Source organism: Saltatorellus ferox, from assembly GCA_007751475.1.
In the GTDB taxonomy this organism is placed as follows: Bacteria; Planctomycetota; UBA1135; order UBA1135.
Genome location: CP036434.1, coordinates 2,558,548 through 2,584,989 on the forward strand (window position 1 = coordinate 2,558,548; position 26,442 = coordinate 2,584,989).

The window sequence follows — 26,442 nt, forward strand, 5'->3', positions numbered from 1 at the left end:
TCGAGACCACTCGCCCCTACAGAGTCAGCGAAAGCTGTAGCGCCGCTCCGAGGGAATGATTGCCCAGCTGGCCCGCCAGGTCCAGACGGACCGTCTCCGCCGGCGAAACCCCGAGACCGAAGGTGAACACGTCCTGGATGGTGTTGATGAAGTCATGGCTGAAGCCCGCGCGGAGCTGGCCCCAGCCGAACGCGTCGTACTCGAAGCCCATGCGGAGGAACTGCGAGTCGCCGATCCCACGGAAGCGCGTGGTCTTGATGAGGTCGAGGTCCGCGGTGAAGGTGAAGCCCAGCTGACTCAGAGCGATGCCCGCCGTCGGCCGTGGCTCGATCCAGTAGGTGAACTCGCGCCCGCCCTGATTCACCGTGGTGTAGGAGTCCCGCAGAACGTTGAGCGCGGCAAGGCCCACGGTGGCGCCGGGCTGGAGCTCGTAGGCGATACCGAGGTCGACGTTGTAGTCGTTGAAGTGGTTGCGGTAGGGGGCGCTGCGGAACTCGTCGAGGACGCTGCCATCCTCGAAGCTCGTCACGCCCGTCGAATAGTTGTAGGTCTCGATCCACTGGGCCTTCGGCGTGAGGCCGGCGGAGATTCGGTGGCCGTTGATCTCCCCTTCGATGGCGAACGTCGCGCCGAACTCGGTCACGGAAGCGCCGACCACACCGGCTTCGGAAAGGAGACTGTCGAGGTCCGCCGACGTGCTGTTCAGGTCGCTGATCGTGGCCACGTCGGAGGGGTCGATGAACGGGAGCGCGCGCGCGTCGACCCGGGTGCGCGCGCTCAAGGTGACCGTGTAGTCGACGTTCGGGATCAGCACGGCGATCCCCGTATCGGCCGTGACATCGATGGCGCTCGAGCCCAGGCCGGCGAGCTGGCTGGCGGCGAACGGACGCAGGGTCGCGGCGGTCGGGTCGCCGGCGGCTACCAGAGCTTCCAGGGTGGAGAGCGTCGACTGGAACTCATCGAGCGCATTGAGTAGTTCCTCCGGATCCCGAGCCGTCACCGTCACGAACGGCGCCACGACCGATAGACCGATGGCCTCATCTCGGAACCGAGTGAGCGCAGGGTTCACGAAGGCGGCGGCGGTCGGCAGCGCGGAGGCGACGCCCGCGCCTCCCATCGCGTCGCTGCGAGCGCCCGAGGAAATCTGGGCGGAGGCGCTCGGCGCCAGCAGGACCGCCGCTGCGGCGACCGGCCACCCGGAGAGCCGCCATCCCTCCGCCAACAGGCCTCCCCACGCGCCTTTCTTCGCTGAATCGGCCATGGCTCGCACCATAGCTTTCCGTCCGCTGGCGCCCAATCGAGCGTCGGTCGTATTCCCATGGAATCGAAGAGTTTCGACGGAGCAAACACGCCGTGCCGGCAGCCGCCGAGCGTACGATCCCCGGCCCTTTCTCCCCCCAGGAGCCTGCGCGGCAGACTCCTGAACGACCCCACGCCGATCATGAGCGCCAGCATCTACTACATCCTCCACGTCGTCAGCGGCTTCCTGCTCACCGCGCTGACCTTCGGCGCCTTTGCGGCGCCCACGCCTGAGACGCGCAAGCGGACGATGGCCTTCACGGGCATCTTCAGCCTCGTGATGCTCGTCGGGGGCTTCGGGCTCCTCGCCCGGCTCGGCTACAGCGCCGCGGCCCCCTGGGTGATCATCAAGATCGTCTGCTGGCTCGGGCTCTCCGCGCTCGCGGGCATGGCCTACCGCATGCCGAAGAAGACCGGACTGCTCTCGGTCCTCGCCGCAGTGCTCGTCGCCATCGCGGTCTCGACTGTGTACCTGGCCGACAAGACCGTCGGCTGATCGTCATCTCTTTCGGCGCCCGCTCCTGTCCGTTTCCCCGAGGGGACGCAGCGGCTTGCCCGAGGTGTTGATCGCGTTCCAGTCCTCGCGGAGACGGCCGTCGAGCTCGAGAACCTCGAGGGACCACTTCGCGCGGTCGCGTCCGTAGCGCGACTCCAGGTGCTCCAGGAGATTCGCGATCGCCGTGGCCTGTCCGGTGACCTGCAGGTCCTCGAGTTCTGCGGGCGAGGCGAGTTCGAGGCCCGTCGACAGCCTCGCCGCGCGGCCCACCGCGTCGAGCAAGTCCGACGTCGGGGCATAGAGTCCGTCGACGTGCTTGAACTGGTCCTGCAGGAGTTCGTAGATGTGGCAGGCCGCGCGCTTGCCCTTCAGCGCGCTGTTGCTCCAGACGGACTGATAGACGAGCGAGCGGACGCGCTGGGGGAAGGCGTAGGCCGCCACGGCTTCCAGCGACTTGCCACGGGTCTGGAACGCCTCTATGGCGTCGCGCACGCGGACGCGCTGGATCGAGCGCCACGCTTTTTTGCCCACATGGGGCTTCAGCGGGGAGAAAGCCTGGCTGATGACGCGCCGCACGTAGAGGATCCCGACGATCAGCGTCAGCGCCACCGCGATGGGCACGCCGAACGCGATCGCGTCGACGGGCCAGCGAAAGTCGTTGATCGTGCGCTCGGCCTCGACTTTTTTCCAGGTCAGGAAGATCGAGGCGCACGCACCGAGGATCGCGAGCCACGAGAGCGCCGACACGTGCCAGATCTTGAACGTGGGGCTCCAGCGGTTCTTGCGCCTGGGCGTACGCGCTTCCGGGGCTTCGAGTCGGCGCTCGGCGTCCGACACGAAGAAGAGGTCGATCGGACTCCCGCTCGAAGCCGTCGCGCCGCTGATGCGCTTCGCCGCTAGGAGCATGGAGCTAATGCCCTGGTTGTCGTGGACGCCGCCGTCGACGAGTCCCGTTGGAGCGCCCGTGAACGATTCAGCGGCGGCCTCGGCGAGCTCCAGATCCGGCCAGGTGAAGTCGTTCGGCATCACCATGGGCTCGAAGGCCCCCGGAAAGGCGCACGAGGCAGCGACCACGTCGGAGAGCCGGAGGTGCTGGGCCACCTTGCGCGGAAGGTGCGTGTCCTGGTTCCCGATCCTGGCGCTGTTCCCGCGGCTGAAGGTGAAGCGGAAGGGCTGCCCGTTGCGGCCGATCGTGGCGTTGAAGCTGCCTTCCTCGATCGAGGTACGAGACTCGTAGATCTCGCGGAGCGTCGGGGAGCTGAAGCGCGAGTCGTCGAAGAGCGTCGCCTCCAGTTCCTCCGCGAAAGCCTGGGTCAGCGTGAGCCGCTCGCGGGCGGCCCGGCGGATGGCGCTGCGAAGGGGCTGCGACTCGGTCAGGTAATGGGCGACCTGGTAGTGGCTCTCGGCGAAGGGCTCGTTGCGCGCCATGCCGAGGAGCCAGCGGGCCCCGAGGAGCGTTCCGCCGGAGGCCGTGGACAGCACCCGGACCTGGCCGAGCAGGTCGGCCCTCTGGAGTGCCGTCAGAACGCCCAGGTGAAAACCCGCAGCTCGAAATCCGCCGCCGGAAAGGGATAGCGCGATGGGGCCGATCGGTGGTTCTTCCGTGTCGCTCATGGGAGGGTTGGGGGCGGGGCTCTGACCCTGAAGTTTGCCCGCTGAGCGGAGCACCTTAAGGGGCGCGGGGGAGCGATCAGCAACCTTATCGGCCGCGAATCGGTCGCCTGGGTGCAGTTCGTCAGGAATGGCCCGGGTCAGGGCCTCGGCGGACGCGCAAGTTCCGAGGAGCTGCCGGCTCCCTCCTCTGCCATGCGGACCACGATCACCCGTCCTCCCTTCCTTTCGATTCTGCCCTGCCTCCCGATTCTCCTGAGTGTGATCCCGGCGCTGGCGCCCCCTGCTACCTCGTTTCAGCGCCGCGAGACGCTCCGCGAGGTGAAGGAGCTGGAGTCGAAGCTGCGGGCTCCGTACGCCGACGCGCGCCGTCGCGCGGTCACCCGGCTCGGCGTGCTGGGCTCGCGTGAGGCGTTCGAGCTCGTGCTGGAGGCGCTCGCCGACGATCTCGCCGAGCCGGCGGACGAGGCCCAGCTGGTGCTGCCTGCGTTTGAGGCGACGCTCGGGTCGAAGGTCGTTCAGAAGGAGCTGTTCGGTCCCCGCGGCCTTCGCTCCCGGGACACGCTGGTTCGCCTGCGCGTCGCGGAGGCGTTCGGGCGCATGGAGGGGCCCATCGACGGCGAGGACCTCGTCGACCGGGTCGATCGACGGGAGGGGGAGGTCGCGCGGGCGCTGCTCTGGTCGATCGAGCGCCTGGCCGCGGCAGGCCGCCTGGAGGGAGACCCCACGAAGCTGGCGAAGGATCTATCGGCGCTGCTATCGCGGCGCGTCGGGGATCCGATTCGAGCCGCGGCCATCCAGGCGATCGTACGGCTCGATCCTGCCTCGATCCTGGCGGACGATCCGGACCTGGCGCGGATCTCCGGAGGGGAATCCCTCGGGTCGCTGCTCCTCGGGCGGATCCACGCGGGGCGAGCGATCGGCGACCTCACGGGGGCCCGGCATGGGGTCGTGGCCGCGCTGGCCCACGAGGAGCCCGGCCTGCGGGCCATGGCGATCCGGCTCGTCCCCGAGATGGAGCCCACGCGCGACGATCTCGCGGCGCTGGCGGCCCGGCTGGAGACCGAGCCGCGCGTCGCGTTGCGCGGCCGGATCGTGGCGACGCTGCAGGGATTGACCGGGCTCAAGCATCAGGACCACGCAGCCGCCTGGGCCCATGCCGTGAGCGGACTGCCCGACGACTGGGTCGGCTCGATCGCGGCGGCGGCCGGGCGCCCTTCCGGATCGGAATCCGGACCCGAGCGGGAATCTGCCGCCACCCTGGAGCGCCTCGGGCCTGAGAGCGATCGCCTCGCGGTCCTCGTCGACTTCTCGGGGTCGCTCTGGAACGAACGGGAGGACGGATCCTGCCGGAAGGACCTGCTGGACCCCGAGATGGACCGCCTCCTCGACCGCATCGATCCCGAGAGCCGGTTCTTACTCGTTCCGTTCACGGGCGAGCCCCATCCATTCTCCGTCGAGCCCCTGGAAGCCAGCCGGCGCGAACTCAGCGCGGCGAAGCGCTTCTTCCGGAAGGCCACCATGCGCGGTCAGGGGAACCTCTACGCGGCGGCCCAGGTGGCGCTCAGCGCGCCAGGGATCGATCGAATCCTGGTCCTCACGGACGGCGCGCCCACGGGTGGGCACCGATGGGACGTCGAGCTCATGGGGGAGCTACTCCTTGAACAAACTCGCTTTCGTCCCGTCATCTTCGACTTCGTACTGCTGGACGCGCCGCCTCGGCTCCAACGCGCATGGGCGAGCGTGGCGGAGCGAACCGGTGGTCGAACGCTCTGTCTTCGAATGTGACACGAAGGCTCTCTGGGAATCGCGGATCCGCCCCCTCCCGTGGATGCGACGTGAAGACATGGGTCAGCCTTGCGCTGGCGACCCGGAAACACGACCGTAGAGTCCGTGAAGCCAAGTCCCCCCCGTTCAGAAGGCACCTCTCCCGTCCCCCCGGATCCTGTCGACTGGTCCGCGCGCTACGCGGCGGAGGACACCCCATGGGACAACGGAGCGCCGCACCCCGAACTATCCCTGGCGCTCCAGGACGGTCGTCTCGCGCCTCCGCACGAAGGTGCGCGCGTGTTCGTTCCGGGCGCCGGTCGAGGGCACGACGCGATCGCGCTGGCGCGGCGTGGCTGGGTGGTCACGGCGGTCGACGTGGTGGAGAGCCTCGTGGCCGAGGTCGCGCCGCAGCTGGAGAAGCTCGGCGGGACGTTCGTCGTGGGCGACGCGCTGGAAATCGGAGAGGCCCAGGAGTTCGACCTCATCTGGGACCACACGTTCTTCTGTGCGATCCAGCCCCGTGATCGGGCGCGCTGGGGGAAACAGGCCGCTCGGATCCTCAAGCCCGCCGGTCACTACGCGGCGCTGGTCTTTCCGGTAGGCAAGCCCGTGGAGGACGGCGGTCCACCGTTCGGGATGAGCTGCGAGGCGCTGATGCAAGCGCTCGGCCCGCTGTTCCGGGAGCGCGTTTCCGAGCCCGTGTCGCGGCCGTTGAAGCGCCGAACCTGGCAAGAGTTCTGGCTTCGCGCGGAAAAAACGGGCCTCGCTCCTGCCCAGTAACGAGACACGCGGAGCAGGCGGTCCGTGTTTTCGACGCTGAATCGCGTGGTCGGGCGACCAGGCGTCGCGCATGAGGCTCATCCCATGAAGGGCTGTGAATCCGAGGGTGCCTATAACCCGCCCTGTCCCGACGGAGTGAATGGTTCGCTCGTCGGCGACAAGGGGAATCAGCATCCATGCAAACAGGAACCACATCCGGGATCGACGCCTCGGCGCCGACTCGATCGGGAACGACGGCCTCCGCCAGCGTGATCGGCGCAGCCGGCCTTCGGCGCAGCCTCATGGCGCGCGCGACCTTCGGCCATAGGCGAGAGGATCGAGCCGAGCTCGACGCGCTCGGTCAAGATGCGTGGCTCGACCTGCAGCTTCAACCCGAGCTGATCGACGATTCGAGCATGGACGCGCGCCTCGGTGCGTATCCGTGGCTCGGCGTGGGCGCCGTCCAGGGCATGGACTCTGCCACGCTTCGCCAGAACTACGGCGGCGGCGGGTGGCGCCTTTCCGAGGAGTCGAAGTCCGTGCGTATCCTGCGCGCGAAGGACTCCAGACGCCAGCTCTTCGAACGAGTGGTCGACTTCTGGAACGATCACTTCAACGTGCCGTTCACCGCGCAGGACGCCAACTACCTGCGTCCCGTTCACGAGGAGCGAGTGATCCGTCGTCATGCGTTCGGCAAGTTCCCGGAGTTCCTGGCGGCCGTCGCCATGAGCCCGGCCATGGGCGCGTTCCTCGATCAGGACTCGAACCGGGCAGGGCTGCCCAACGAGAACTACGCGCGCGAACTTCTGGAGCTTCACACCCTCGGTGAGGGGAACGGCTACACCGAGGAGGACGTGCGAGAGGTCGCGCGTTGCTTCACCGGCTGGACCTACGTGCGTCACTGGGAGCCCGGCGCGTTCGGCACGTTCCGCTTCGATAGCTCCGTGCATGATCAGGGCTACAAGACCGTACTCGGTCGCCTGATTCCGAACGGTGGACAGCTCGACGGAGTGCGCGTGCTGCGGCTCCTGGCGCTCGACCCGCGCACGGCGAGGCACGTGTCGTCCAAGCTGGTGCGCTGGTTCCTGGGCGAGGACGCTGCCGCGGGACTCGTGATGGTCTCCGGTCAGTCGATCGTCGATCGCGTCACGGGGGTCTTCCTCGCGACGGACGGTGACATCCGGGCGATGCTGCGCGAGATCCTCAGCGTGGAGTCCCTCCGCGCGGTCCAGCCCTGGCGGCGCAGGCGCCTCAAGCAGCCGTTCCACTTTGGCATGTCGTTCCTGCGCGCGCTGGAGATCGAGATCACGAATCCGTCGACGGCCGTCTACGGGCTGGCGGGGCTCGGGCAAGTGCCCTTCGAATGGCCGGATCCGGACGGTTATCCCGACGAGACCGACGCGTGGGCGTCGAACCTGGCGCCGCGCTGGCGCTTCGCCTCGGCGATCCTCAACGGCTGGACGAGCTGGTCGAGCGTGCCGAGCGGCAAGCTCGCTTCGTTCTGCCAGGGCGTGGGGCCCGAGGCCTGGGGGCGCTGCGTATCCGCGGCGCTCACCGGCGGCGAGATGGACACCTCCGACGTCGAAGCCATCCAGGCGTTCGTCGACGGGGCCCCGTCCACTCCCGGCGCAGCGGACCTCCTCGCTGCCTTCGAACTCGGTGCCTCCAGCCCGAGCTTTCAGACCATCTGATCCGCCGCTCTCCCACGCTTTCACCACAGATATGTTCGATTCCACTCAGTCCATGCCGAGCGGCTCCGGCTCCCTTCGACCCAGCCGACGTGCCTTCACCCTCGGCGCCGCCGCCGCACTCGGCGCGGCCCGAACCGGCGGCCTCGCCAGCGCGGCTCCGAGTCCCTCCGGTGGCTCCCGCGACACGCTCGTCCTCGTCTACCTCCGGGGCGGGCTCGACGGTCTCTCCGCCGTCGTGCCCGCCTTCGAGGCGAGCGCGCTCCAGGCGCAGCGTCCGGGCCTGCTCGTTCCCACCTCCGCCTCCCAGGGCGCCGTTCAGCTCGACGGCATGTTCACGCTCCACCCGTCACTGGCGCCGCTGGAAGGCATGTTCCGCGACGGGGAACTCGCCGTCCTCCACGCGGTCGGTAGCCAGGATCCGACCCGGTCGCACTTCGCCGCGCGTCGCGCCATCGACGCGGGCGTCATCGGTCAGGCCGTTTCCGGAACGCCGGGCGGCTGGGCGGGACGCGCCCTCCGGCGCGTCCCGGAGGCCGCGTCGAATGCCCCCCGGGGCCTCGCGCTCGGCGCCGTGCTCCCGCGAACCCTCCAGGGCGGCCCTCGCGTCATTCCCGTCAACGATCCGGGGAACTTCGCCGACTACGGGGACGCCTCGACCTCGGCCCGTCGCCGCGCGGCGCTCGCCGCGATGCATCTGAACGCGATCGGCGCGCCCGGGAGTCAGTCCGTCCGCACCCGAGTCGCCCAGTCCGGCATGTCGGCGGTCGCGGCGCTCGACGTGCTCGGCGGAATCGACTTCGGCCGCACGCCCGCTCCGCTGGCCGCCTACCCGGACACGCTGCTCGGTTCGCGCATGAGGGACGCGGCCACGCTCTTGATCGAGAACATCGGAACCGAGGTCATCCACGTCGAGCACGGTGACTGGGACGATCACGATGACATGGGGCCGAACAGCGGAGATCTCGCGTCCCGCCTCGACGACCTCGGCCGGTCGCTGGCCGCGTTCCGCGCGGACCTCGGCCCGGACCTCGATCGGACCACCGTGCTCGTCTACAGCGAGTTCGGCCGCCGCGTCGACGAGAACGGAAGCCGCGGCACCGATCACGGCCGCGGCGGGGTGGCGTTCGCCCTCGGCGGCGCGGTCAACGGCGGTCAGGTCTTCGGAACCTGGCCGGGCCTCGTGCCCGCCGCGCTCGAAGGCGGCGCGCTGGCCGTGACGACGGACCTGCGCGACGTCTTCGCCGAGGCGCTGGAGCGAAGGCTCGGGCTGCAGAACGCGGCCCTCGCCTTCCCCGGTCACAGCCACACGCCGGTCGGCCTCTTCTCGTAGCCGGTCAGCGCTGGCGCTCGCCGCGCGCGACGACGACCCCTTCGATCACGGTGCCGACGCAGTGCGTCGTGTACTCGAAGGGGTCGCCGTCGAACAGCGCGACGTCGCCGTCCATGCCGACGGCCAGGGTACCGACGCGGTCCTGGAGTCCGAGGATCCGCGCGGCGCCGCTCGTGATCGACGCGAGCGCCGCGTCGAACCCGAGGCCATGGCTGGCCGCCACGGCCGCCTCGAACAGCACGACGCGCGTCTTCGGTACGTAGGCCTCGTACCCCGACTGGATCGCGAACGGGATGCTGGCTTCGTGCAGCTTCGCGGCCGTCTGAAACGACAGGTTCTCGGCTTCACCGACCGAGCGCTTCATGGTCGCGTGCAGACTGACGGGGAAGCCCGACGCCTTGATCTCGTCGAGCATCAGGTACGACTCGGAGGCACCGTCGAGCACGAGCTGGACCTTGAACTCGTCCGCGAGGCGCAGCGCCGACGCGATGTCCTGGGCCCGGTGCGCCGTGACGACGAGCGGAAGCTCGCCGCGCAGCACGGCGGCGATCGCGTCGAGGGCGAGGTCTCGCTTGGGAGCGTCCTTGTCTTCATCGGCCGAGGCGCGGTTCTGGGATTCCACGTAGGCCTGGCCCTCGATGAGCTTCGCGCGCAGGAGCGCCATCATCTTGCCCCGGGTTCCCGGTGAGTCCTTGCCGCTGCGAACGGCCGCCTCGCCGATCGTCGCGGCGACGCCGGAAACCGTTTTCACGGCGTCCGCATCGGCGCTGACGCCGCGCGTCTTCACGATGAACAGCTGGCCTGGGACGAGCTCCTCCGGGGCGTGCCCGGTCTGGACCGTCGTGACGCCGAAGCCGCGTACCCAGGCCACGAGTTCGTCGCGCGGATTGTAGGCATCGAGCGCGCGGAGCTCCGGCTGGATCGCGGAGCCCTCTTCGACCTGGTCCTGGTCCTTGCCCTCGATGGCGTAGGCGCCCGCGAGGCCGACGACCGAGCGGACGTCGACGAGCCCGGGCGTCACGACGGCGGCGGAGAGGACTTCGAAGCCTCCGGGAATGACGATGTCGGCCGCGGGGCCCATGGCGCTGATCTTGCCGTCCTCGATGACGAGGACGCCGTTCTGGAGGCGTCCACCGTCACCGGTGTGGATGACGTCGCCTCGGATGGCGACCTGGGCCGACGCGTTCGAGACGAGGCCCCCGGAGAGAAGACTCGCCAGCGTGAGCGCGGCGCTTCCGAAGAGTCGTGGAAGAGTCATCACTGGCCACCTGCCTGGAGCCCGAAGCAGCAGAAGTAGGGTTCTTGATCGTGGGCGGCGCCGTAGCCGCCTTCGGCGTACAGGGCGTGCTCGGGAAGGCCGCGGTCGAAGCGCTTCTCGCCCTCGACCCACGTCTCCAGGACCTTCGTGTAGACGCTGAACGGGTCACCGTCGAGGATCGTGAAGTCGGCGTCCTTGCCGGGCTCGAGGCTGCCGATGCGGTCCTCCAGCTCCAGGATCTCGGCGCCCGAAAGCGTCAGCGCGCGGAGCGCTCCCTCGCGCGACATGCCCGCGCGCACGGCGAGCGCGCCCATGCGCAGGAAGAGCCGCGAGTCCGTGATCCAGTCGTCCGTGTGGAACGCGACCTTGACGCCCGCGCGCTCCAGCACGCCGCCGGTCTTGAACGCGACGTCGATGGCCTCGGGCTTGCCGCCCGGGCTGTCGACGAGGATGATCGAGCAGGCCGCGCCGCTCGCGGCGATCTCGTCGGCGACCTTCCATGCCTCGCTGACGTGGTGGAGCACGACCCGGAAGTGGAACTCCTCGGCGAGTCGCAGGACGGTCAAGATATCGTCGTGACGGTGGGTGTGGTGATGGACGACGCGCTTGCCCGAGAGCACCTCGGCGAGGGCTTCCATGCCGATGTGGCGGTTCGGAAGCTTGGTCTCGTCGTCGCCCGCGGCTTCGATCTTGGCCATGTATTCCTGGGCTGCGATGAACTGCTGGCGCACGAGCGCGGCCGAGCGGCCGCGGGTGCCAGGGAAGGCGCCGCCCCTCATCGGGTTGGTGCCGTTGGCCATCTTGATGCCGCCCGTGGGCGCGCCGTCGGCGTCGCGGATGAACATGTCCTCGATGGTCGATGCGTCCGCGCGGAGCTTGAGGTAGCACGTCTGGCCGCTCAGGAGGTGCCCCGAGCCGGGCATCACGTTCAGCGCCGTGAGGCCGCCGGCGAGCGCGCGCATGTAGCCCGCGTCGCGCACGTTGATCGAGTCGGAGACGCGCACGTCGGGCTGGATCGGGCCGCTGCCGTCCGCGCCGCCGATGCCTCCGAGGTGGCTGTGGGTGCAGACGAGGCCGGGCATGATGGTCTTGCCGGCGGCGTCGATGACCTCCGCTCCTTCAGGGACGGCACCACCCGCGGTCACGCTGACGATCTTGCCGTCCGAGACCACGAGAACACCGGTCTCGATCTCTGGACCCGAGATCGGAAGGATGCGCGCACCGACGAACGCGCGCGTGGTGGCGGTGGCCCCGGGTTCTGCTGGTCCTGCTGGTCCCCCTGGTGCTCCGGGGCCCTGCGCGAGTGGAGGAGCGGCGGTGGCCGCGAGACTGAGCAAGAGCGGGAGGATCATGGGGACCGATGGGGGGGTCAGGGGAATCGGATGCAGAGGAACTGGAACCTGCTGCGACCCTGGGAGAGTGCAGGGATCTTGTCGGCCATTCGGGCGACGCTGGCCGCCGTGCGGATCGCCTTGCCGGAGAGCCCCTGCATGTTACGCGTTCGGAAGTCGACTTCTTCAGGGGCAGGGGCGGCCTGCGCTCGAAAGCGCGCTTCGACGGTGCCGCCGGCCTCCTGGAGCAGCGAATCGACGCTCTTCGGCGTAAGGGCTTCGAAAGGGCCGATGTTCGGGTCGGGCGACAGCACGTACTCCACGCCCTTGGGGCCGCTGCCACGTGCGCGCAGGGCTTCCGTCAGCCCGTGGAAGGAGCGCGCGTTGACGTAGCCGAGGAGCAGCCGGCCGCCGGGCTTCAGCCAGCTCGCCATCGCGCGCACGAGGTCGGCCCGGTGCTCGGGGCGCAGGCCCTCCAGCCGGAAGAAGCACGAGACGACGTCGTAGGTGTCGGGCGTCGGGGCCGGAAAGGTCTCCGCGGCGTCGGTGTCCGTCGAAGTGGGCCACGCGAGCGCCTGGCCCCGCGGGCTGACGCGGTTCGCGCAGAATTCGGCGACCTCGAGCGAGCGCTCGACCACGTCGAACGCGAAGCCCTTGCGGATCGTTCCGAGCTTGGCGGTGAGGATGCCGGTGCAAGGGAGAACGTCGAGCCAGCGCTGGCGCGCCTCGCCCTCCGCCGGCTTCTCCTTGCCGTCCGGAAGCAGCGCGTCGAGGGCGTCCACGAGCGCGCGCTGTTCCCACGCGCGCGGCTTGTTGTGGCGCAGGCCGTTGAGCACGCGCGCGCGCTGGTAGATCGCGAGCAGGTCGGCGTCCCAGTCGGAGGGATTCGTGGACGACGGGATGGGGCGCCCGGCGTAGTGCTCGAAGTGGGTGACCTGGTCGAGGGGGCGGCGCTTGGGGCCGCGTTTCGGGATGACCTTGGGCCAGCCGAGCGCGAGCACGGCGATCACGATGCGATCGTAGGGAAGGCCGACGGCTTCCCGCACCTTCTCCGCGCCGCCGGTCTGCGTGATCCAGAAAGTGCCGAGGCCCAGCGCGTGGGCGGCGAGGCTCATGTTCTGGATGAGCGCGGACGCGGACTGGATGTTGGCCCACGCCTCCTCGGAGAAGTCGCGCCCGTAGCTGATGATGACGTTCACCGGGGCGTTGGCCATCTGGGTCGAGAGCGCTGCGAGCTGGCCGTTGATCCCGGGGTCGGTGACGGCCACGAGGTCCCACATCTGATAGTTGCAGGAGCTCGGGGCCCAGATCCCCGCGTGCATGACCTGTTCGATCAGGGCGCGGTCGACGGGGCGATCCTCGAACTTGCGGATCGAGCGGCGGCCGTAGAGCACGTCCCAGAAGTTGACGTCCGGGAGGTCGTGGAGAGGACGCGACGAACCGTCGTCGGCCGCGGACGCATCGAACGTCCGGTTGCCTGCCGGCGCGTCGGGGATCCCGGACGCGTCTTTTTCTGGGTCCCCGTGGGGGTCACTCGTGGGTTCAGCCGCCATGATCTGGGGTATGCACCCCGCGCCGAAGTCTATGCGAGTGAAGGGCCCGGTGACGAGCCCCAGGATGGGTCTGGTCCCCTGGCTGCCGTGCCTTCTGCTGGTCGCCGCCTGTTCGTCCGCTTCCGACGACCTCTATCGGGCGGAGCTGTTCGTCCAGAGGGAACGGGAGCGAGCCGAAGCCGCGGAGGCGCGACGGGTGGTGGAGGTGAGGGATCCTCGGACGAAGAAGGTCGTGGAGGTCCACGAGCTCGGGCAGCTGGAGGACGGGTCCGAGGTGCCCTCCGGCAGGGAGCGGCTCTACTGGCCCGAGGGCACGATCAAATCCGTGCGCGGCTACGTGAACGGTGAGCCGTCGGGGCTCTGGTGGTCCTGGTGGAGGACCGGCGCGCTGCGTTCGGCCTACGTGCACGTGCCGGGCGAGGCGACGCGGATGACGTGGTGGCACGCCAACGGTTTCGTCGCGGCCGAGGGCATGGCGATCGAGGGACGGCGCGTCGGCGAGTGGAGCTACTACCACGAGAACGGCGCGCTGGAGAGCCGCGGCGAGATGGGCGGCGGAAATCGCGTGGGGCCCTGGACGTTCTACGACGAGAACGGGGAGTGGGCGGAGCGAGGGGAGTACATCGGTGGAAGGCGCGCGGCGGGCTGGGAGTTCCGCGGAGCGCTCTCCCGGTAGGGTCACGGGGACCCTACCGGGGAACTCCCGGCGTCCTACTCGTACTTCTTGCCCTTGTGGAGCAGCCAGCCGTGCGGGTGCTTGTTGGTGGTTCCCTGGGTGCGGTGCGTCCAGTGCACCACGCCGCCCTTGCTGTTGTACTCGTACTCGCCGTAGAAGCGGATCGTGTCGCCCTTCTTGATCGGCACGTACGGAGCCACCTTCGTGTTGTGGCTGATCTTCAGCGTGATGCCGTTCGAGAGCTCGACCAGGAATAGCTGGTGCGGCGTTTCATCCGTGTCATCGGGAAGGATGTGAACGATCTCGCCCTCGGCTTCGACCTGCCGATCGGAGACCATGCCGTTGAACAGCTGGCGAATCAGCGCGGTGTCGTCGCGCTGCTTCGGGGCCGGCGTTTCGGCCTTGGGCTCTTCGACGACCGGCTTCTTCGGCGCGGGCTTCTCCGCCGTCGGGGTGCCGGGCTTGGGCTTCTCGGTCTTCAGACCTGCGCCGTCCTGGGCCTTCGGGGGCGCCGGGTCGTTCCGGGCGACCTCTTTCTGGCCTGGCTTCTGGCCTGACTTCTGGCCAGGCTCCGCGGGCGCGGTCACCGGCGGGTTGCCGTCCTTGCCGGAGCTGCCGCCGGTCAGCGCCGACAGGTCGATCCCGAGAACCTGGGAGACGAGGTACACCAGACCCGCGCCGATGACAGCGAGGATCCCCTTGAGCGTCGTGGGCTTCTTCTTCGTTTCGGACATGGGGGAAGGGTACTAAGCGCCCGATCTCATCGCTTTCAGAACCCGGTCGATCGCGGCGCCCGTCCAGCCTTTTCGCTCCAGGCTGGCTCGCACGCGGAGGTCCTGGCGGTGCCGGGCGACCCCGTGGCGGCGCGCGCGGATCTTCGTGCGGAAGACGCGGCGCGTGCCCACCGCTCCGAGCGCGCTGGCCATCGAGAGGCGCGGGGATTCGGCCGCGCCCATCAGCTGGTCCACGCGCCGGGCCCGCTCCATGGCGTTCTGCCGGGCCTGGGTGATCCGCAGCGTCCGCGGCGACGGCGTGATCGTCGGGAAACCGGCTCCTTCGATGACGACGCCCCAGACCTCGACCTTCTCGGCGAGGTTTCTGGCGAGCTTCTCGTCGAGGCCCACGCCGGACTGGAGGTCGCGCAGGGTCGCCTCGCGCAGAACCTCCTGGACGCCCAGGGTCAGCATCTGATTCATGCCGCGAAGGAGGTTGTCCACGACGATGAGCGCCTTCCGCACGTCCACGATGCGGAACACGATATTGGCGTCGGCATGGAACACGTAGCCCTCGAAGGTCGCGACCCGCTGGGCCGGCAGGTCCATGGTTCGCTGACGCGTCGGCACGCGGCGGACGCGCTGGAGAAACGGGATCAGGGGGTGGAATCCGGGCTCCAGGACAGCGCTGCGCTCGCCCTTGAGGACGCCGAGCTGGCGCAGGAGCGCGGCGAAGGGTCGGAAGACGATCGGCAGCGGCCGGTCGACCTCGCCCAGGGTATAGCAGAGGCCCGTGTACCCCGACTCGATCGTGACGCCGCTGGCGCGCACGATCGCGCTGATCACGCCCAGGATGATGTAGAGCGCGTCGTAGCCGATCGAGAAGATGTCCATGCCTGGGGTCCGGGTTGGGGCGATCTACGCGAGCGGGTCGTCGCTCTCCGGCGCGCCCGGCTTCTTGCCCTGTTCTTCCTCGGCGAACGGATCGGACTCCTTCGGGTCGGCGAGGCCCTCCAGCTCGTTGCGCTTGGCCTTGCGCTTGAGCGCCTCCTTCTCGTTCTCCTCCAGCTTCTCTTCGGCCTCGGCGACGAGGGCTTTCTCGGGGCGGCGCTGCTCCTTGCGCATCGGCAGCGGCTCGTCCGGGTGGACGGAGACGACCGCGCCGGACACGAGAGCCACCGAGGCCTCCTCGCTCAGCCCGCGCTCGCGGAGTTCGGCGTAGAGCCTGCGCTTCTCCTGGGTCAGAAGCTCCAGCTGCGTGATCTCCAGCGTCGTGGGGGACGGCGAGATGTTCGAGAACCCGAACTTCAGGATCCTGACGCCCCAGGTGTCCTCGACCGGCTCCAGCTCCTTCCTGATCTCGTCGCACATGCCGTCCACGTCGGTCACGGTCGCGCGGGTGCGGCGGGCGACGACGGACTGGACCGCGATCACCACGCGGTTCTGGAGGCCCGTGACGAGGTCGTCGATCTCGATGATCGCCTTGCGGAGGTTCACGATCTTGTAGACGACCTTGGCGTCGACCTCGTAGACGAGGTCGTCGTCGAGCTGGATGACCTGGGGCTCGAGGTCCAGGGTCGTGTGCTTCGTTTCCTCGACCTTGAACGTCTGCAGGAGCGGCCACTTGAAGTGGATGCCGGGGCCGACGACCGCTCTGGCGCGCCCGAGGGTGAAGCGCAGGGCGTGCTGGCCGTCGTAGACGACGACGAAGAGGCCGGTGATGGCGCCGAGGATGTCGAGGGACATGGCGGGGGGGCTGGGTGCGGTGTCGGAGTCGGGGGCGGAGAAATCGTGAGCAGCGCTGACGCTAACCGATGAGGTAGGCCGCCCGTTACGCTGCCGCCAGCCAGACATGGAAAAGAAATCAAACGGAAGAGGCTCAGAGGACGGGTCGCGAGCGGCCACGGGAGGCCTCGGCAAGCTCCCCCGCGGGCCGCGCGACGAGGACCACGACGCCCGCTGGGTCGAGGCGCGGATGGCGGCGGCCCGCGGGGCCGCGGGCATGGATCTACCGCACCTCGGCGGCGAGCGAGTGCCGCACGCGGCGGCGCGGGGCAACATCGAGGGGCTGACGGGCTGGGCGCAGGTGCCTCTGGGGCTCGCGGGACCGCTGGAACTCGACGGTTCGGCCGGGCGGAGGTCCGTCTACGTACCGATGGCGACGACCGAGGGCGCGCTCGTGGCCTCGACGTCGCGGGGCATGGCCATGCTGGCGGCTGGCGGAGGGGCCTACGCACGGGTGACGAGGTCCGAGCTGTCGCAGCATCCGATGCTCGTCTACGGGAGCGTCGAGGCGGCGCTGGCGGCCGCGCGGGAAGCCAAGGCGAGCGAGGAGCGCTTTCGCGGGATCGTCGCGGGGATCACGGCCCACGGAGCGCTGGCGAGGGTCGAGACCCAGGTGCTCGGGCGGCGGCTGCTCCTGCGCCTGCTCTTCACGACCGGGGACGCCATCGGCATCAATATGGCAGCCCACGGGGCGGAGCTTTGCTCTCGCGACCTGGCCGAGCGGACCGGCGCGGTGGAGCGGTTCGTACATGGTCAGGACGTCGAGAAGCGCGCCAATGCCCGCGCTCTGGTGGAGGGACGGGGCCGCAGCGCGGTGGCGGACGTCGTGGTCCCGAGGCCGTTCTTGATCGAGAAGGCGCGGACGACGCCCGAGGCCATGGTCCGGGTGATGCGGACCTACGCGGTCGGCTTCGCCCACCTCGGGACCCAGAACTGGACGATCCAGGCGGCGAACACCCTGTCGGCCGTCTTCCTGGCCTGCGGGCAGGACGTCGCGTACGTCACCGAGTGCGCGACGGGCCTCCTGGACTTCGATGTGACCGACTCGGGCGACCTTCACGCCTCCGTCACGCTTCCGAGCCTGCTCGTGGGGACCGTGGGCGGCGGGAGCGGTCAGGGGACGGCCCGGGAGTGCCTGCAGATCCTTGGGTGCGAGGGGGCAGGCCAGGCCAACACCTTCGCGGAGATCGTGGCTGCCACGGTCCTGGCGGGCGATCTCTCGCTCGTGGCGGCCTTCGCCAGCCATGAGTTCGTCGAAGCCCACGAGGCCCTGGGGCGCAACCGGCCCGGCACGTAGCGCCTCACGAGGAAGAGCCCCCGAGAAGGGGCGGCAGGGTCCCGCGAAGGCGAAACCTCACATCCTTTCCCATTCTTAAGGGAGCGATTCTTGACGCGGCCAGGGCTGAGTCTACGCTTGTCGGCTCCAATCTCGCGCGGGAGGACTGGCAGCCCAGTCTCCCGGGTCCGGGCTATTGCCTCGGATTCCTCAGCGCCTGATCCATGATTTTCGCCGCAGCTCGATGGTTCGAGTGACGCGGCGCTGACCGCCGAGCGCCCGAGCGCGCTCTCACGAGTTCCGATGAGCACCACAGTGGAGAAAAAAGACGTCTCCCCGCGAGTCTTCGCGGCCAAGAAAAACGATCCCCTGCTGAAGCGCAACATCGGGATCATGGCACACATCGATGCCGGAAAGACCACCGTCACCGAGCGGATCCTGTTCCTGACGGGTCTCGTCCACAAGATGGGCGAGGTTCACGACGGCGGCGCCACGATGGACTACCTCGAGGAGGAGCAGAAGCGCGGCATCACGATCCAGTCGGCCGCGACGACTTGCTCGTGGAACAACCACGTCATCAACATCATCGATACGCCGGGCCACGTGGACTTCACCGTCGAGGTGGAGCGCTCGCTCCGCGTTCTCGACGGCGCCGTCGCCGTGTTCGACGGCAAGCAGGGTGTCGAGGCGCAGTCGGAGACGGTCTGGCGCCAGGCCGACCGCTACGGCGTGCCGCGTATTTGCTTCATCAACAAGATGGACAAGATCGGCGCGAACTTCGAGTTCTCCGTCGGCACCATCCGCGACCGCCTCGGCGCCAACCCGATTCCGATCCAGCTCCCGATCGGCGCAGAGAAGGATTTCGTCGGTTTCGTCGACCTGATCCGCATGAAGTACATCGAGTTCATCGATCCTTCGAACGACGCGGGTAAGACCTACCTCGAAGGCCCGGTGCCGGAAGAGCACATGGACGCGGCTCTCGAAGCGCGCGGCAAGATGATCGAAGCCGCCGCGGAAGGCAGCGACGAGCTCATGAACAAGTTCTTCGAGGGTGAAGAGCTCACCGAAGAGGAGATCATCAAGGGCCTGCGCCTTTCGTGCATCGCCATGAAGTGCGTTCCGGTCCTTGCGGGCTCCGCGCTCAAGGACAAGGGCGTGCGCTTCGTCCTCGACGCCGCGATCGACTTCCTTCCTGCCCCGATCGAGGCCGGCGACATCAAGGGAACGCTCCCCTACAAGGAGGAGCAGATCACCCGCAAGCCGGTCACGGACGAGCACGTCTCGCTGATGGCGTTCAAGACGATCGCCGAGCCCACGGGCGACATGACGTTCATCCGCGTCTACTCCGGCGTGCTGGAGAAGGGCGCCAAGCTCCTGAACCCGCGCACCGGCAAGACCGAGCGGATCGGCCGCCTCGTGCGGGTACATGCCAACAAGCGTGAGGCCGTCGAGTCCGTGCCCGCCGGCGACATCGCCGCCGTCATCGGTCTCAAGAACACGGTGACCGGAGATACGCTCTGCGACGAGGACAACCCGATCGTGCTGATGAAGATGACCTTCCCGGAGTCGGTCATCTCGATGTCGCTGGAGCCGGAAAGTGCTGGCGACCGTGACAAGCTCTCGGAGATCATCGGCCGGATGATGCGCGAGGACCCGACCTTCAAGGCGTTCACCAACGAGGCGACGGGCGACCTGATCATCTCAGGGATGGGCGAGCTTCACCTGGAGATCATGGTGGGCCGCATCATCAAGGACCACAAGTGCAACGTGCGCACCGGTCGTCCGAAGGTGGCGTTCAAGCAGCGGATCAAGAAGCAGGTCGACCTCGAGGCACGTCACGTGCGTCAGTCGGGTGGTTCGGGTCAGTACGCCGTCATCAACGTCGTCATCGAGTACGACGAGAGCGTCAACGGCTTCGAGTTCGTCGACGGCGTCAAGGGTGGCTCCGTTCCGCGCGAGTACATCCCGAGCGTCGAGGCGGGTCTCCGCGAGTCGTTCCTCACCGGCGGCAACACCGGCATCCCGTTCGTGTCGACGAAGGCTCGCCTGTACGACGGCAAGAGCCACGACGTCGACTCCAGCGAGATGGCGTTCCGCGCGGCGGCCAACCTGGCCTTCCGTCAGTCGATCGAGGACAACACCGTTCTTCTCGAGCCGATCATGAAGGTCGAGGTCTCGGTGCCCGAGGAGTTCGTCGGCTCGGTCGTCGGCGACCTCAACTCGCGCCGCGGTGAGATCGCGGAGATCGAGAACCAGGGCGACATGCGCCTCGTGAAGGCCATCGTGCCGATCGCGGAGATGTTCGCGTACAGCTCGGCGCTCCGGGGCTCGACCCAGGGCCGTGGCCAGTTCTCGATGGAACTCGCCATGTACCGCGACGTTCCGGCGGGCATCGCTGCCAAGCTGATGGCGAACTGATCGGCGAAAGCCGATCCGGCTGCTGCTGAGCGCAAGGGGCGCCGCGACGAGAGTCGCGGCGCCCCCTTTTTTGTTCGCAGGACCTTTTGTTCGCAGGGCCCTTTGTTCGCAGGGCTTTTTGTTCGCGGGGCGGCTAAATGCCACGGCCGCCATCGATGGCGGCCTGAAATCGCCAAGAGGAGGCCGCTCCCTCCACGGATACGGCCACTGACTCCAGATGGACCGAAAGGCGAGGCGGCGTGGAAACAGGCCACGCAAGGAGAGGTACCTACCGGGTCGCCGTGTGGAGCACTCCGTTTCGGACGCGACCCCATGCACTCGCAACTTTCCCAACCCTGATCCGTCATGAAGAATCGCACTCCTTTCCAGCTACTGATGGGCTCCGTCGCAGGCGCACTGCCTGTGGCGGCCTTCCCGCAGATCAGCACACAATCCCAGGCCGTCTACGTCGAAGTGGCGCCTTTCACCGTTCTTGACCACGACGGAGACGGCGTCGATGAGTTGCTGGCCATCCCGGGTGGTGGGTCGGGCGTGAATGCCTACACCGTCGCGCCCGATGGATCGCTTGTCTTCGAGAAGCGTCTGATCGACGTGGCCGATGACGTGCGGGAACTTGCCCTCGCCGATATGGATGGTGACGGTCTCGCCGACCTGGTGGGCGTGAGAGAGTCTCCGAACGGCGTGGTCAGCCTCGTGGTCGCCTACGATCGAGGGGGCACCCGGTTCGAGAACGCCCAGAGTGTGGTCCAGGCTGTCCGCGACCTGGACGGGCTCACGACGACTGATTTCGATCAGGACGGCGACATGGACATCGTCCTCTATCCTGCGTCGGTCGATCTGGCCGCTTCCTCCTTCGGCGGCGGCACGATCGTGGTGGCGCTGAATCGGGGGGGCGGCGCGTTCGATCACCCCGTCGATGTACAGTCGTTCGCCGAGCCCCTTCGCTCGGCTGCGCCCGTCGATCTCGGGCAGAACGGCGACCTCGACTTCGTGGCGCTTCGGAACGGCTCCGGCACCCTGGTGGTGGCCCGGCGCCAGGGCGGCGTGCTGCAGATCCAAGCCGTCGGAACTTCGCCCATGAGCTACCAGGACCTCGCCGTTGGCGATGTGGACGGCAACGGGTTCTCGGACGTCGTGGCCTTCCGCCAGGCGGCGCCGGGAGCGCCAGCAGATCTCGACTTCTACCGCGGCAACGCGGGGGGCGGCTTCGATCCCCGGGTAACAGTGCTCGCGGGCGCCATCGGGCTCGCGCCGGACGTGTCGCTGCTGGACATCGATGGTGACGGTGATCTGGACCTGGCCGTGGCCAGCGTGGGAGCGACACCGGACGCCACCGCTGGCGTGAGAGTGCTGGCAGGCAACGGCCTGGGCGGTTTCTCGATGAGCGGTGAGTTCGGCCTGGTCGATGGCTCGTTGAGCGGGCGCAGTCGCGTCGGCGACTTCGACGGCGACGGCCGCGGCGACCTCCTGGGTCGTGTCGAGATCGAGGCCCTGGTTGCAGACAGCTTCGGCGTGATCCGCCTCGGTGAAGCAGGGCCTGCTCTCGGAGGCGCGATCGAGGTCGGCCGTTTCGAAGTTGGCACGGACGTCTTGGCCGGAGACATCGACGGCGACGGCATTCAGGACCTGTTGAACCAGGCGCGAGGGGAGGTCTTCTGGTTCCGCGGCGCGCCCGGCGAACTCGAGGCTCCCGCTTCGGTCGGTCTGGCGGAGGAGGTCGTGCTCGTGGCGAACTTCGATGGTGATGCGGCGGACGAGATTCTGGTTCGGACGGCGACGGGGTTCGGGCTGATCGACAGCCTCGGCGTTGGCCTGTTCTCATCGGTGCTTCCGCTCGATCTCGGGTCGACAACCCCGGCTAGAGGGATTCTTCCTTCCGATATCGACGGAGACGGAGACCTCGACCTCCTGGTCGTCCCGGCAGGTGGGACCGGACTCGCTTCGATCACCAACCTGGGCGGACTTCAGTTCGGTGCTCAAGTTCCTGTTCCTCTTGCAGGAGGTCAGGGGGGTAGCTTCTTCCAGGTCGGAGACTTCAATGGCGATGGCGTGGTGGACCTGCATACGCTGATCTTCGGAGTTCCGTTCTTCACGTCCTTCAGCCAGGGGTGGTACGAGGGGCTCGGCGGCGGTCAGTTCGGTCCCCAGCAGTTCGTGGGGATCTCGAGCACGAATCGGGTCATCCTCGACCTCGACGGAGACGGTTTCGACGACGTGGTCTGGGCGGGGTCCGACCAGCCGCCCGGGATCTATCTCGCGACCGGCGGCCCGATCGGGACGCTTCCCACGGACGGTGATCTGCTCGTGGCCACGCAAGGAGGCCAGTTTCCGCTCGGTTCCATGGACTTCAACGGCGACGGGCTCGGGGACCTTCTCACCTACCGCAGCAACGGGCAGGTCTTCGGGTATCCGCGACTCGCTGGCAGCGGGCTTGCTTTCGGCATGACCGGGATCCAGCTGGCGCCTGCACTGACCAACGCGTCGGGTTCGCCCGTCTCCGGTGCGAGCGTCCTGCTCACCGATCTCCGGGGTGATGGCGATCTCGACCTGGTCGTCAGTTCCTCCGAGGCAGGGATCTTCTGGTACGAGGGCGGGAACCTCGATTCGGTCGGCACGACTTTCTGTGGTCCAGGCATCGCGAACAGTACCGGCGTGGCCGGGCAGATCATGGCGATGGGCACGGACTGGGTCGCCGCGAACGACATCACGTTGAGCGCCACGAACCTTCCACCCCTCGCCTTCGGGTTCTTCATCACGAGCCAGACCCAAAGCCCCGCAACGCCGGTCATCGGCTCCGCTGGCCGCATCTGCCTCGGCGGCTCGGTCGGGCGCTACGTTGGCCCAGGGCAGGTGCAGCAGAGCGGCACGAATGGTTCCTTCCAGCTCGCCATCGACTTGACGGCGATCCCGACGCCGCTCGGATTCGTGTCGGCGATGCCTGGATCGAGCTGGAGCTTCCAGGCATGGCACCGTGATAGCTCGATCGTCGGCCCGCTGTCGAACTTCACCGACGGGCTGGAGATCATGTTCCAGTAGAGCGCCCCGGTGAGTTCGGACGTGCACGCAGAGCCGCGCCAGGTAGGCGCGGCTCCGCTATCCCGCCCGAACGCCAAAAAAAGACGCATCCGCGTCGGCCCCTGTCGGGAGAGTGAGAACCACGAAGCCTCCGAGGCGGCACCTCCAGCCGGAACAAACGGACCAGGTACGAACGTACCGGAACAAACGGACCAGGTACGAACGTGTCGGAACAAACGGACCAGGTGCGGACGTGTCGGGTCAGGAGCGGGTCGTTCTGGACCGTGGCCGAATGGGTCTCGCGGAGGCATCATCCTGTCCATGCCACAAACAGTCTCCCTGGCAGGGATCGCCCCCATCGCCTTGCTGTTCGCATCGAACGTTTTCATGACCTTCGCCTGGTACGGTCATCTGAAGCATCCGGGGCGGACGCTCTGGACGGTCGTGCTGGCCAGCTGGGGCATTGCGTTCTTCGAGTACTGCTTGGCGGTTCCGGCGAACCGGATCGGTCGAGCGGTCTGGTCGACGGCCGAACTGAAGACGATCCAGGAGGTGATCACCCTGACCGTATTCGCAGGCTTCTCGGTGCTCTACCTGGACGAGGCACTGACCTGGAATCACCTCGTCGGCTTCGCGTTGATCGCAGCGGGAGCCTTCTTCGTGATCGTCGGTCCGATCCGATGAAGGTGTTGCTCTTGGTCGTTTTCGTCCTTCTTGCGGGGGCTGGTGGCGTCTGGCTTCTCCGTGCCACACCGCTGGAGATGCATGGCCGGGATCACGCACAGGAAGTCACGCCGTCCGCCGGTACGCCGATGAATGCAGCTGTCCCGGTCGAGGCGGAGATTTCTCCGGCTTCGACTGCCATTCGAACGGCGGCAACGGCGGAAGGTTCCGAAGCGCAGCGCACGACCGTCGAGTCCGAGTTCGTGGCGCAGGCTCCTGACCCGAGCCATCCCGTGCAGGGAAGGGTGCTGGACGAAGGGGGTGGCCCGGTGCCGGACGCCACGATCTGGGTGACCCAGGGGAACAGCTCGCGTCTGGGCTTCAAGGAAACCGCGGCACGCTCGGATTCCGAAGGGCGGTTCAGCCTCGTCGCGCCTCGATTTCGCGTGTTCGGTCTCCTCGCCGTTGCCGAGCATCGCGGTGGGGCCGTCGGCGGGACCTTCACCTTGCTGGAGCGCGAGGGGCTCGACGTGGTGCTGCGCTTTCGCTCCGAGCCTCGCGTCGGCGGGCGGGTGATCTTGGACGGCGCGCCTCCGGGGGGACGTGTGGCCGGGGACGTGGCCATCGATCTTTACGGAACGCTCCTTGGAGAGCAATTCGTGGAGCCAGACTCGGAGGTCCGCGACCGCGCCGAGGGCTTCGCTCGACTCGGAGGGACGCGAGTGGACGCCGACGGGCGCTTCTCCTTCGAGGGCGTGGTCGGGAAGAGCCTACGCCTCCGGGCCACCGGGAAGGATCACGAGGGGACGACCTGGATCGGCTTCGCCGAACACGTCGTCGTCGCATCCGAGGACGTTCTGATCCGGCTTCGGCCCGCAGGTTCCGTGGCGCTGGTCGTCACGGATGACCGCGGCTTGCCGGTGGAGGACTTTCGCGTTCAGGCCACACCTCTCTTCGAATCCGGTCCGAGCCAGTGGGACCCCGAGGAGAAACTGCAGCCTTTCACCTCGAGCGGTGGCGCCGCCACCATGGAAGAGCTGTTCGCCGGAAGATGGCGACTTCGCGTCCACGCGGAGGGGCACTGCAGGGTGTCCGGCGCGGAGTGGCCCGTGGTCCACGTGCCCTCGGCGGATCCTCTGTTCCTTCGCCTCGCGCGGCTTGCGTCTCTCGCGGGGTCCGTGCGGGCGGCGGATGGATCCGCCTCGGCAGGAGTTCCGGTCAGCCTTTGGCAGGCCGGGCAGAGGTCCGACCGACCGCGAGCCAAGACCACCACGGACCGCGAGGGACGATTCTCGTTCGAAGGACTCGATCCGGGGTCGATCTACTCGATCCAGCTGAATGAGGCGACGGCGCGAGCGAGGAGCGACGTGGCGCTACGGCCAGGTGAGCGGAACGAGCTGGCGCCTCTCACCTTGGAAGGCGGCGGCGATCTTCGCGTCACGGTCTTCGATGCAGCGGGCGAGCGGTGGGCGAAGCGCCCGGTGCTCATTATCCGCCGGAGCGGAGGTTCCTCACGCCCCACTCCGGAGCAGCACACGGACGACGAGGGGGAACTGCTCCTGTCGCAGGTGCCGCCTGGCCGCGTGCTCGTGCTGGCATCGGGAAAGAACAGGGTGGCCGTCACCGGGAGCCCGGAGGACGCGGAGCTGATGCGTGCGGAGCTGGACGTTGTCGCCGGCCGAACCGAGGAGGTCGAGCTGCACGCGGTGACGCTGGCGGAGATCCGGTTTCGGGGAACGGTGCGGGTCGACGGAGAGCTGGCCCCTGGTCGCGGGGTCTCGTTCCTCCGCGACGGCGCGATGAGGATCGAAAGCGGCTCGGGGCATCGCACGGACTCGGGCGGGGCGTACTCGGCCTCGGTTCCAATGCCGGGGCTCTACCGCTGGACCGTGGCCGGCGAGACGCCGCGCGAGCCGGCTGTCGGAACCGGGCTGGTGGAGATCACAGGGGAGACCCGCGAAGGGGTGGATCTGGAGGTTCGGACCGGCTCGCTCGAGATCTCCAGCGCCAGCCCGAGCCCGAGTCCTAGTCCCGGCGCGACGGATTGGACGGTGATGGTCACGCCGCGGTGCGGCGCTCTGGCTGGCGATCAGTTCCTTCTGGCGCGCGCATCGGCGGCGGGATGGAGCCTGGACCGCCTTCGCCCCGGTCCCTATCGAATCCGCGCCATCCAGGCTCCGGACAAGGTCATCGTGGCGTCCCAGGAGATCGAGATCGAAGAGAGCGTCGTCACGCGAGTCGCGCTCGAACCGATGGAGCTCACCGCGATCGAACTCGATCTCGGCGCTCTTCTGTCGGCGGAGAGCGACGTTCCCAACCGGCTCTCTCTCGCCGTGTGGGGCGAAGGGCCGGAGCTCCTCTCGGAGATTCCGCTGCGTCCACAAAGCGGGTCCGCGCGCATCCAGCTTCCCCTCGGGGCGTCGTACCTCGCCGTGGCGGCTGGCGAACGATTGGCGACGTGCGAGCTCGGACCACACCCCTGGCCGGAGCGGGTCGAGCTGGTCGCCACGGAAGGAGGCCGTATAGAGATCCAGCTCCCCAGGGCCGGCTTGACCGATCCCGGGTCGATCTCGAGCTTGCTGGATTCGAGCGGACGGAACTGGGCCCACACCCCGTCGGGCATCACCCAGCCATGGCCGTGGATGGCCGAGCCAGCGGTGGTGGGCCGCTGGACGTCCCCGCCTTTGCCGCCCGGCGACTACACGCTGGAAGCGGAGGGGCTGCCCCGGCGCATCCGCGTGCGAGCCCGCGAATGGGCGCAGGTGGAAACGGGTCGATAGGTCAACCGCCGCCCCTTC

General features: G+C 68.2%; 19 protein-coding genes. 11 read left to right on the forward strand and 8 right to left on the reverse strand.

What is annotated here, in order from left to right; all coding sequences use genetic code 11:
* Positions 1–16: 16 nt before the first annotated feature.
* Positions 17–1,261: a conjugal transfer protein TraF gene (gene traF / locus Poly30_RS09130; RefSeq protein ID WP_419191161.1), complete on the reverse strand. Its 1,245-nt coding sequence runs from the start codon at positions 1,259–1,261 to the stop codon at positions 17–19.
* A gap of 180 nt (positions 1,262–1,441) precedes the next feature.
* On the opposite strand from traF, the gene Poly30_RS09135 reads away from it, so the two are divergent.
* On the forward strand, positions 1,442–1,795 hold the full coding sequence (locus Poly30_RS09135) for a hypothetical protein (protein ID WP_145196472.1): 354 nt from the start codon (positions 1,442–1,444) through the stop codon (positions 1,793–1,795).
* 3 nt (positions 1,796–1,798) lie between these two features.
* On the opposite strand, the gene Poly30_RS09140 is transcribed toward Poly30_RS09135, so the two are convergent.
* Positions 1,799–3,409, reverse strand: coding sequence for a patatin-like phospholipase family protein (locus tag Poly30_RS09140; RefSeq protein ID WP_145196474.1), 1,611 nt, complete (start codon positions 3,407–3,409; stop codon positions 1,799–1,801).
* Between the two features lie 192 nt (positions 3,410–3,601).
* On the opposite strand from Poly30_RS09140, the gene Poly30_RS09145 reads away from it, so the two are divergent.
* The 4 genes from Poly30_RS09145 to Poly30_RS09160 all read left to right on the forward strand — a co-directional run bounded on the left by Poly30_RS09145 (position 3,602) and on the right by Poly30_RS09160 (position 8,956).
* A complete protein-coding gene (locus Poly30_RS09145; RefSeq protein WP_145196476.1) occupies positions 3,602–5,194 on the forward strand; it encodes a VWA domain-containing protein in 1,593 nt (530 codons plus the stop codon).
* Positions 5,195–5,299: 105 nt separating this feature from the next.
* Entirely contained in the window at positions 5,300–5,956 is a 657-nt protein-coding gene (locus tag Poly30_RS09150; RefSeq protein WP_419191162.1) for a methyltransferase domain-containing protein, read from the forward strand.
* A 176-nt stretch (positions 5,957–6,132) separates the two neighbouring features.
* Positions 6,133–7,626, forward strand: a complete 1,494-nt coding sequence (locus Poly30_RS09155) for a DUF1800 domain-containing protein (protein ID WP_145196480.1) — start codon at positions 6,133–6,135, stop codon at positions 7,624–7,626.
* Between the two features lie 31 nt (positions 7,627–7,657).
* On the forward strand, positions 7,658–8,956 hold the full coding sequence (locus Poly30_RS09160; protein ID WP_145196482.1) for a DUF1501 domain-containing protein: 1,299 nt from the start codon (positions 7,658–7,660) through the stop codon (positions 8,954–8,956).
* A gap of 4 nt (positions 8,957–8,960) precedes the next feature.
* Here the strand turns inward: Poly30_RS09160 and Poly30_RS09165 are convergent, their stop codons facing one another.
* Genes Poly30_RS09165 through Poly30_RS09175 form a run of 3 tightly spaced genes read right to left on the reverse strand, consistent with a single transcriptional unit; the run spans position 8,961 to position 13,098 of the window.
* The gene (locus Poly30_RS09165; protein ID WP_145196484.1) at positions 8,961–10,214 is read right to left on the reverse strand and encodes an amidohydrolase family protein; all 1,254 of its coding nucleotides are present in this window, start codon (positions 10,212–10,214) and stop codon (positions 8,961–8,963) included.
* The gene (locus tag Poly30_RS09170) at positions 10,214–11,566 is read right to left on the reverse strand and encodes an amidohydrolase family protein (RefSeq protein WP_145196486.1); all 1,353 of its coding nucleotides are present in this window, start codon (positions 11,564–11,566) and stop codon (positions 10,214–10,216) included. Before Poly30_RS09170 ends, Poly30_RS09165 begins: the two co-directional genes overlap by 1 nt.
* Before the next feature lie 17 nt (positions 11,567–11,583).
* Positions 11,584–13,098: a nitroreductase family protein gene (locus Poly30_RS09175; protein WP_145196488.1), complete on the reverse strand. Its 1,515-nt coding sequence runs from the start codon at positions 13,096–13,098 to the stop codon at positions 11,584–11,586.
* Between the two features lie 64 nt (positions 13,099–13,162).
* Between Poly30_RS09175 and Poly30_RS09180 the strand changes: the two genes are divergently transcribed.
* The gene (locus Poly30_RS09180; RefSeq protein ID WP_145196491.1) at positions 13,163–13,774 is read left to right on the forward strand and encodes a toxin-antitoxin system YwqK family antitoxin; all 612 of its coding nucleotides are present in this window, start codon (positions 13,163–13,165) and stop codon (positions 13,772–13,774) included.
* Between the two features lie 35 nt (positions 13,775–13,809).
* Here Poly30_RS09180 and Poly30_RS09185 read toward each other — a convergent pair whose 3' ends face one another.
* Genes Poly30_RS09185 through Poly30_RS09195 form a run of 3 tightly spaced genes read right to left on the reverse strand, consistent with a single transcriptional unit; the run spans position 13,810 to position 16,233 of the window.
* Positions 13,810–14,508, reverse strand: coding sequence for a DUF3465 domain-containing protein (locus tag Poly30_RS09185; RefSeq protein WP_145196493.1), 699 nt, complete (start codon positions 14,506–14,508; stop codon positions 13,810–13,812).
* Between the two features lie 12 nt (positions 14,509–14,520).
* Complete coding sequence (locus Poly30_RS09190; protein ID WP_145196495.1) at positions 14,521–15,381, reverse strand: SPFH domain-containing protein; 861 nt, start codon at positions 15,379–15,381, stop codon at positions 14,521–14,523.
* Positions 15,382–15,405: 24 nt separating this feature from the next.
* The gene (locus Poly30_RS09195) at positions 15,406–16,233 is read right to left on the reverse strand and encodes an SPFH domain-containing protein (RefSeq protein ID WP_145196497.1); all 828 of its coding nucleotides are present in this window, start codon (positions 16,231–16,233) and stop codon (positions 15,406–15,408) included.
* Positions 16,234–16,339: 106 nt separating this feature from the next.
* On the opposite strand from Poly30_RS09195, the gene Poly30_RS09200 reads away from it, so the two are divergent.
* From Poly30_RS09200 to Poly30_RS09220, 5 genes are all read left to right on the forward strand, one after another.
* Positions 16,340–17,569: a 3-hydroxy-3-methylglutaryl-CoA reductase gene (locus Poly30_RS09200; RefSeq protein WP_145196499.1), complete on the forward strand. Its 1,230-nt coding sequence runs from the start codon at positions 16,340–16,342 to the stop codon at positions 17,567–17,569.
* Between the two features lie 282 nt (positions 17,570–17,851).
* Complete coding sequence (gene fusA / locus Poly30_RS09205) at positions 17,852–19,966, forward strand: elongation factor G (RefSeq protein ID WP_145196501.1); 2,115 nt, start codon at positions 17,852–17,854, stop codon at positions 19,964–19,966.
* Positions 19,967–20,311: 345 nt separating this feature from the next.
* Positions 20,312–23,002, forward strand: coding sequence for an FG-GAP repeat domain-containing protein (locus Poly30_RS09210; RefSeq protein WP_145196503.1), 2,691 nt, complete (start codon positions 20,312–20,314; stop codon positions 23,000–23,002).
* Positions 23,003–23,302: 300 nt separating this feature from the next.
* Positions 23,303–23,665 (forward strand): DMT family protein, encoded by a 363-nt coding sequence (locus Poly30_RS09215; RefSeq protein WP_145196505.1) that lies wholly within the window; start codon positions 23,303–23,305, stop codon positions 23,663–23,665.
* Between the two features lie 5 nt (positions 23,666–23,670).
* Positions 23,671–26,424, forward strand: coding sequence for a carboxypeptidase-like regulatory domain-containing protein (locus tag Poly30_RS09220; RefSeq protein ID WP_145196507.1), 2,754 nt, complete (start codon positions 23,671–23,673; stop codon positions 26,422–26,424).
* Positions 26,425–26,442 lie beyond the last annotated feature (18 nt).

Bases quoted from the DNA above. Each gene is read 5' to 3' on its own strand.
- Poly30_RS09215 (WP_145196505.1), top strand. From the start codon at position 23,303: ATGCCACAAACAGTCTCCCTGGCAGGGATCGCCCCCATCGCCTTGCTG.
- Poly30_RS09180 (WP_145196491.1), top strand. From the start codon at position 13,163: ATGGGTCTGGTCCCCTGGCTGCCGTGCCTTCTGCTGGTCGCCGCCTGT.
- Poly30_RS09165 (WP_145196484.1), bottom strand. From the start codon at position 10,214: ATGACTCTTCCACGACTCTTCGGAAGCGCCGCGCTCACGCTGGCGAGT.
- fusA (WP_145196501.1), top strand. From the start codon at position 17,852: ATGAGCACCACAGTGGAGAAAAAAGACGTCTCCCCGCGAGTCTTCGCG.
- Poly30_RS09170 (WP_145196486.1), bottom strand. From the start codon at position 11,566: ATGATCCTCCCGCTCTTGCTCAGTCTCGCGGCCACCGCCGCTCCTCCA.
- Poly30_RS09210 (WP_145196503.1), top strand. From the start codon at position 20,312: ATGAAGAATCGCACTCCTTTCCAGCTACTGATGGGCTCCGTCGCAGGC.
- Poly30_RS09135 (WP_145196472.1), top strand. From the start codon at position 1,442: ATGAGCGCCAGCATCTACTACATCCTCCACGTCGTCAGCGGCTTCCTG.
- traF (WP_419191161.1), bottom strand. From the start codon at position 1,261: ATGGCCGATTCAGCGAAGAAAGGCGCGTGGGGAGGCCTGTTGGCGGAG.
- Poly30_RS09145 (WP_145196476.1), top strand. From the start codon at position 3,602: ATGCGGACCACGATCACCCGTCCTCCCTTCCTTTCGATTCTGCCCTGC.
- Poly30_RS09140 (WP_145196474.1), bottom strand. From the start codon at position 3,409: ATGAGCGACACGGAAGAACCACCGATCGGCCCCATCGCGCTATCCCTT.
- Poly30_RS09190 (WP_145196495.1), bottom strand. From the start codon at position 15,381: ATGGACATCTTCTCGATCGGCTACGACGCGCTCTACATCATCCTGGGC.
- Poly30_RS09160 (WP_145196482.1), top strand. From the start codon at position 7,658: ATGTTCGATTCCACTCAGTCCATGCCGAGCGGCTCCGGCTCCCTTCGA.
- Poly30_RS09175 (WP_145196488.1), bottom strand. From the start codon at position 13,098: ATGGCGGCTGAACCCACGAGTGACCCCCACGGGGACCCAGAAAAAGAC.
- Poly30_RS09185 (WP_145196493.1), bottom strand. From the start codon at position 14,508: ATGTCCGAAACGAAGAAGAAGCCCACGACGCTCAAGGGGATCCTCGCT.
- Poly30_RS09200 (WP_145196499.1), top strand. From the start codon at position 16,340: ATGGAAAAGAAATCAAACGGAAGAGGCTCAGAGGACGGGTCGCGAGCG.
- Poly30_RS09155 (WP_145196480.1), top strand. From the start codon at position 6,133: ATGCAAACAGGAACCACATCCGGGATCGACGCCTCGGCGCCGACTCGA.
- Poly30_RS09195 (WP_145196497.1), bottom strand. From the start codon at position 16,233: ATGTCCCTCGACATCCTCGGCGCCATCACCGGCCTCTTCGTCGTCGTC.